This window comes from Scytonema sp. UIC 10036, from assembly GCF_009725235.1.
In genome coordinates, this window is sequence record NZ_WJFC01000011.1 from 114,062 (window position 1) to 120,374 (window position 6,313).

The window sequence follows — 6,313 nt, forward strand, 5'->3', positions numbered from 1 at the left end:
CATATTAGCTTGAAACATCAAAAGAAGGTGTTATCTTCTAACTTTTTCGGTTGATTATAAATATATTTTTAGCTAAAAAAGATAAAATTTATGTAAATAATAAACAGTAGAATTAAACAATACACGAGATGATATGGAGAAACTGTACAAAAGTTGGTCAGATCCCTTCATACTTTATACTTTTTTACTAAATAGCAAATGGCTAACTTACTATGGCTGCAAGGTGGTGCTTGTTCGGGCAACACGATGTCATTTCTTAATGCTGAAGAACCTACAGTCTGCGACCTCATCACTGACTTTGGTATTAACATACTTTGGCATCCGTCTCTAGGTGTGGAACTAGGTACAAACTTGCAAACAATGCTGTGGCAATGCCTTTTAGGAAAAATTTTCATAGATATTCTCGTCTTTGAAGGCACAGTTGTTAATGCACCTGATGGAACTGGGGAGTGGAACCGTTTTGCCGAGCGTCCCATGAAAGACTGGTTACAAGACTTATCAAAAGTTGCCAACTATGTTGTAGCAGTGGGAGACTGCGCCTGTTGGGGAGGAATACCCGCAATGGCACCCAATCCCAGCGAATCTACAGGATTGCAATTTCTGAAACGTCAAGAAGGGGGGTTTTTAGGTCAAGACTTCCGGGCAAAATCGGGATTACCCGTTATCAATATTCCCGGATGTCCAGCCCATCCTGACTGGATAACTCAAATATTAGTTGCGATCGCCACAAATCGAATTGGTGATATAGTTCTTGACGAACTGCACCGTCCCCAAACCTTCTTCAACACTTATACCCAAACAGGCTGTACCCGCAATATCCACTTTGCTTACAAAGCCTCAACCACCGAATTTGGTCAGCGGAAAGGATGCTTGTTTTACGACTTAGGTTGTCGCGGACCGATGACCCATTCTTCTTGCAACCGAATTTTGTGGAATCGAGTTTCCTCTAAAACCCGTGCGGGGATGCCATGTTTGGGTTGTACCGAACCAGAATTCCCCTTCTACGACCTCAAGCCAGGAACAGTATTTAAAACACAAACCATGATGGGAGTTCCTAAAGATTTACCTACAGGAGTGAACAAGAAAGACTACGCCCTACTCACTCTTGTATCAAAAGACACTATGCCTGTATGGGCAGAAGATGATTTTTTTACAATTTAGCTAATGGCTAATGGCTAATGGCTAATAGCAAGAGAAATCAGCAATTAGCAATCAGCAATCAGCAATTAGCAATTAGCAATTAGCAATTGGAGAAAATAACATGGGAATTAAATCATTAGATATATCACCCGTTGGGAGAGTCGAGGGCGATTTAGATGTTCGCGTAGATATAGAAGATGGGTATGTAGTTAACGCTTGGACTCATGCCGAACTTTTTCGCGGATTTGAAGTGATTCTGCGGGGAAAAGACCCTCAAGCAGGATTAATTGTTACACCTCGCGTTTGCGGTATCTGCGGTGCTTCCCACTTAACGAGTGCTGCTTGGGCTTTGGATACAGCATGGGGAACAGAGGTTCCGCGCAATGCGATTTTAGCAAGAAATTTGGGTCAAATCGTCGAAACTATTCAAAGCATTCCCCGCTACTTTTATGGTTTGTTTGCAATTGACTTGACCAACAAAAAGTATCAGCAAAGTTCTTTTTACGAAGAAGCTTGCAGGCGCTTTGCAGCTTTTACTGGTAAATCTTACGAACATGGCATCACGATTTCCAGCAAACCAGTAGAAATTTACGCCCTCTTTGGAGGACAATGGCCTCATTCTAGCTACATGGTACCTGGTGGTGTGATGTGTGCCCCGACTTTAACGGACATTACTCGTGCATGGTCGATTTTAGAATACTTCCGCACCAATTGGTTGGAACCAGTGTGGTTGGGTTGTTCTTTAGAACGTTACGAACAAATCAAAACTTATGAAGACTTTATGGTGTGGTTGGAAGAAAGCCCAAATCACGCCAATTCTGACTTGGGTTTTTACTGGCGCATGGGTTTGGATATTGGTTTAGATAAATACGGTGCAGGTGTAGGTCGATATGTCAGTTGGGGATACTTACCTCACGAGTCAAAATATCAAAAACCCACAATAGAGGGACGAAATGCAGCTTTAGTTATGAAAAGTGGCGTGTATGACAGTTTTAGTGACACTCACACTCTCATGCATCATGCTTTTGTCAGAGAAAATACATCTCACTCTTGGTATGATGAATCAACACAAGACATTCATCCTTTTAATCGCACAACTAAACCCATTAAGAAAAACATTAAAGATTTTCAAGGGAAATATTCTTGGTCAACCGCAGTACGCCATCAAGAATACGGACGCTTAGAAGCAGGAGCACTTGCACGTCAGTTAGTAGCAGGTGGCAAACATGGCGAACCCTGGCAGCATTATGACGGATTTATCCTCAATGTATTTAAGCAGCTGGGAGGCGCAAGTATTCATCTACGTCAAATGGCACGAGTTCACGAAATTGTCAAGTTGTATCGACAAGCAGAACACTGTTTGCGCGAGTTCCGGTTAAATGACCCCTGGTATATCAAACCCAAAGAAAAAGACGGACTGGGTTGGGGAGCAACAGAAGCTGCACGAGGTGCTTTGTGTCATTGGGTACAAATTGAAGGTGGTAAGATTAAGAATTACCAAATTATAGCTCCGAGTACCTGGAATATAGGACCTCGCGATGCTGAAGAGATACGGGGACCTATTGAGGAAGCTTTAATTGGAACACCTATATTTGACTCTACCGATCCTGTAGAAGTTGGTCACGTAGCGCGCTCGTTTGATTCTTGTCTCGTTTGCACCGTTCACGCTCACGATGCAAAAACGGGTAAAGAACTCGCACGTTTTCGTACAGCGTAACTATACCATTTGAACTATTAAACTTTCAAAACAACTTTGCCAACGGTGCGTCTTTCTTGGATAGCTTGATGCGCTAAGGCTGCATTTTCTAGCGGAAAGATGTCTTTGGCGATCGCCTTTAAGCTTCCTTCCGCTACATAATTCAGTAGTTTTGCCGTGAGTTTTTCGGCGTAGCCAGCTTTGACTTCCACAAAACCAGGAAGAGAAAACCCGATATACGATTGGTTCCCAAATATCAATTGCACCGTCTGCTCGGGCAACATATTTGCTATTTGCTGGCTTAGCGCACCGTAGGTTACCAATCTTCCAAATGGAGCCAAAGCTTGCAAGTTCTGAGTGATGACAGATCCTCCAACTGAATCCAGGATGATATCCACACCACGTCCTATCGTGACATCTTTGACTTGTTGAGACCACTGTAAATCCGAGTAAAGGAATGTGCGATCGCAACCCAGTTCCTGCAACAACATCTCCTTTTCTGAAGAACCAACAAGTCCAATAATTTGACCTGCTCCCAATAACTTTGCTAATTGCACCGCCAGCGAACCTACACCGCCCGCCGCCGCATGAATCAGGACAGATTCACCCGCTTGAAGTTTTCCTGCTTGAGTCAGCAAGAGATAGGCAGTCCAACCCTGTCCTAGGGTAACGAGTGACGCTTCAAAACTTACTCCATCAGGAATCAGAACAGCACGCTCGGCATCAACGACTACATACTCCACATAGCCACCACCTGAAGAGCCGGGATAGAGGGAAGTTGTTACTCGCATTCCTACGTCTAGCGATGCCACGCCTGCCCCCAGATCTTCAACTACACCCGCTACTTCTGTCCCAGGAATCATCGGTAACGGAGCGGGCTGGGGATAAGCACCTATTCGGTGCATGGTATCTGCGTAATTAACGCCAATAGCAGCAACTTTAATCAGCACTTGTCCGGGGCTTGGTTGAGGCTTTGGCAACTCCACGAGTTGCAACACTTCAGGTCCACCTAATTTTTCAAACTGAATGGCTTTCATCTTTATTTTCCTCCTACAAAAAGTACTACTTTGACTTATTTGTGACTATTTAGTCATAAATTGTCAAAAAAAATTTAGGCTGCTAAAACCGACAAAACAACGCTTATCAAGTGCTCAATCTCTTCGTTTGAAGGCTGAGTTTTTTCCAAAATCCGCAGCCCATTGATTGAGTTAACAATGAATTTCGCGAGTGATGAACTCGAATGTAGCTTTGAAACTTCACCACATTGTTGTCCTTGCTCAATCACCTCAATAAAATACTCCTCCAATCGATTGGACATATACTTCACCTCGGCTGCAACGTCTGAATCGCAATCCGCTAATTCCAGGGCTGACTTTGCTATAAAGCAGCCACATCTTTTGCCATCAATCAACGTTCCTCGAGCCAATAGACGGACGGTTTCATCAATGGCTTGCTTGGGAGAATCAAAGCGGTTAAGTTGCTCGCGAACGAAGGCAAGTCCCTGCTCTCGATACAACTTGAGTGCTCTGAGGAAAAGCGTTCGCTTATCGCCAAAAGCATAATAGATACTTTGACGTTTCAACCCCATCTTCGCTTCAAGATCTTCAAGTGAAGTGGCGCAGTAACCTTTTTGCCAAAACGCGTACATGGCATTGGCTAAAGCTTTATCGGTGTCAAACTCACGAGGTCGAGCCATATAAATAGCAGTAGATGTTTGTCAATTAAGAAGCAAATACACCCCAGAATCCTCTGACCTTGCGTACTTTTGCTTTCTTCAATTTTATGCGTTTAAAAAAGATGATATCTATTTATGATTATTTAGTCAAGAATGTTTTTAAAGTTCCAATTATCCTTAATTATGAACCAGAAAGCAGACAGGCAGAAATTCTTTACGGAGTTATGCAACTGCTCAAATGAGTTTGTCTCATGTAGGTACAAGGTATAAAAGCAGCTACCTTAAGTGCGATCGCACCTGAAAGTGAGAATCCGGCTGGATACTTCGCGATGATCGAGCAGTAATATATGATGAGGTATCTGTGGAGTTGCTGCACAAGAAGATGGGGTACGGGTAGCTTCTAGCTGGGAACGAGAGACCAGAAATTGGCGAATGAGGGGTGATACCCCTCATTCGCCAGTTGTATCCCTTGAGAAATCGGGAATCTGTTCCTAAGAGGATGTTTGAAAAGTAGTGGCTGAGGTATCCAAAACTTTAGCTCCTCCTTAATCCTCCTTAAAATGGAGGACTTTGAGAAAATTATTCCCTCTTGGAAAGGGGGTTAGGAGATCTTGATACAACGGGAGACTTTTCAAACATCCTCTAACAAATCAATGAACTGCTATAACGTGCGTAATTTCAGGACAATATGTTTTTATTGCCTGTTCGATGCTTTGAGATAATGTGAGATTGGAAGCCGGACAATGACCGCAAGCTCCTATTAATTTTACTTCTACCGTGTCTGGTGGTTTAATAGCTACAAGCTGGACATCTCCATTATGGCTTTTTAACCCTGGACGGACTTGCTCAAGAGCTTCTTGAATGCGTTGTGATAAGGGCGCTACGGGAGGTTTGATAAGTTCGTGATACAGCAAAACTCCATACACGACTTCGTCTTGAACAGCATTGCGTAGGGCTGGCATGGATTCTTGCTTAACACTTTTAATTAAACGTGTCAATGCTTCTTTGTGTAAAGCTTCAATTGCCCGTTTCAAACCAGCAGCTACACCTCTATGGGTTTCATCCCATTCAACAATAATTGCTTCAAATCGGCTGATTTCTTTAACTAATTCTTCAAGTGTTTCTTGAGTCATGTATAATTTATTCTGGCTTCTTAATTGTTAACGGTTAACGGATCGCTAACAATTCAACCTACTGCATTTTGAAGTCTTTGAAGAGGAAAGGCATCATTATACCTGTCAGTAAGCTAGATGTTGCAACTGCTAGTAATAACGGGAGTTTGATTAATGCTAGTGAGACTAAGACTAACGAACCTATGATAGTCGCGATCGCTATTTGTTTGATAAAATAAACTGGATCGCGAAATAACTTTCCTTTGAAAAATAATTTAGCAGAAAACCACGCAATCTGAAACATAATGTCTCCTATTAACAGTGACCAGTGACCAGTGACCAAATAATTACTTGTTCGTAATTGAATTGGTTAATTCAGTAAAATCTGTAGTATGGCTAGCCCTACAATGATGCCGGGAATGACACCCGCAGGACCTAATAAGCTGCCAAGTGTAGCAGAAAATTGATAACCAAACTCTTTGCCTGCTAACAGCATTCCACCAAGAGCACCACCAATAAGAGATAGGAGAATTCCTAGTGAAAGTAACAAAAAATCTCCTATTAAATTAACATCACCTGATATCAAACTAGTGAATATACCTGTCATAATTCTTAAGAATTTTCTTCAAAAAATCTGGCTCAGTTTTTCTAGAAATACCATAACAAAAATTTATTTAAAATACCTTATGG

At 42.3% G+C, this 6,313-nt stretch carries 8 protein-coding genes; 3 read left to right on the top strand and 5 right to left on the bottom strand.

Annotation, left to right across the window (positions count from 1 at the left end; translation table 11 throughout):
• The first annotated feature begins 198 nt into the window (after positions 1–198).
• Together F7734_RS07840 and F7734_RS07845 are read left to right on the top strand one after the other, a co-directional pair.
• A complete protein-coding gene (locus F7734_RS07840; RefSeq protein ID WP_155744140.1) occupies positions 199–1,161 on the top strand; it encodes a hydrogenase small subunit in 963 nt (320 codons plus the stop codon).
• Positions 1,162–1,261: 100 nt separating this feature from the next.
• Entirely contained in the window at positions 1,262–2,857 is a 1,596-nt protein-coding gene (locus tag F7734_RS07845) for a nickel-dependent hydrogenase large subunit (RefSeq protein ID WP_155744141.1), read from the top strand.
• Positions 2,858–2,874: 17 nt separating this feature from the next.
• On the opposite strand, the gene F7734_RS07850 is transcribed toward F7734_RS07845, so the two are convergent.
• Positions 2,875–3,873, bottom strand: a complete 999-nt coding sequence (locus F7734_RS07850; protein WP_155744142.1) for a zinc-binding dehydrogenase — start codon at positions 3,871–3,873, stop codon at positions 2,875–2,877.
• Positions 3,874–3,947: 74 nt separating this feature from the next.
• The gene (locus tag F7734_RS07855; protein WP_155744143.1) at positions 3,948–4,532 is read right to left on the bottom strand and encodes a TetR/AcrR family transcriptional regulator; all 585 of its coding nucleotides are present in this window, start codon (positions 4,530–4,532) and stop codon (positions 3,948–3,950) included.
• Between the two features lie 86 nt (positions 4,533–4,618).
• On the opposite strand from F7734_RS07855, the gene F7734_RS65135 reads away from it, so the two are divergent.
• On the top strand, positions 4,619–4,753 hold the full coding sequence (locus tag F7734_RS65135; protein WP_279239679.1) for a hypothetical protein: 135 nt from the start codon (positions 4,619–4,621) through the stop codon (positions 4,751–4,753).
• A 408-nt stretch (positions 4,754–5,161) separates the two neighbouring features.
• Here F7734_RS65135 and F7734_RS07860 read toward each other — a convergent pair whose 3' ends face one another.
• The 3 genes from F7734_RS07860 to F7734_RS07870 form a co-directional block, all read right to left on the bottom strand.
• Positions 5,162–5,644 carry a NifU family protein gene (locus tag F7734_RS07860; protein WP_155744144.1) on the bottom strand — a complete coding sequence of 161 codons (483 nt, stop codon included), beginning with the start codon at positions 5,642–5,644 and terminating at the stop codon, positions 5,162–5,164.
• Between the two features lie 58 nt (positions 5,645–5,702).
• Complete coding sequence (locus tag F7734_RS07865) at positions 5,703–5,927, bottom strand: hypothetical protein (protein WP_155744145.1); 225 nt, start codon at positions 5,925–5,927, stop codon at positions 5,703–5,705.
• Between the two features lie 66 nt (positions 5,928–5,993).
• Entirely contained in the window at positions 5,994–6,230 is a 237-nt protein-coding gene (locus F7734_RS07870; RefSeq protein WP_155744146.1) for a hypothetical protein, read from the bottom strand.
• Between the last annotated feature and the right edge of the window lie 83 nt (positions 6,231–6,313).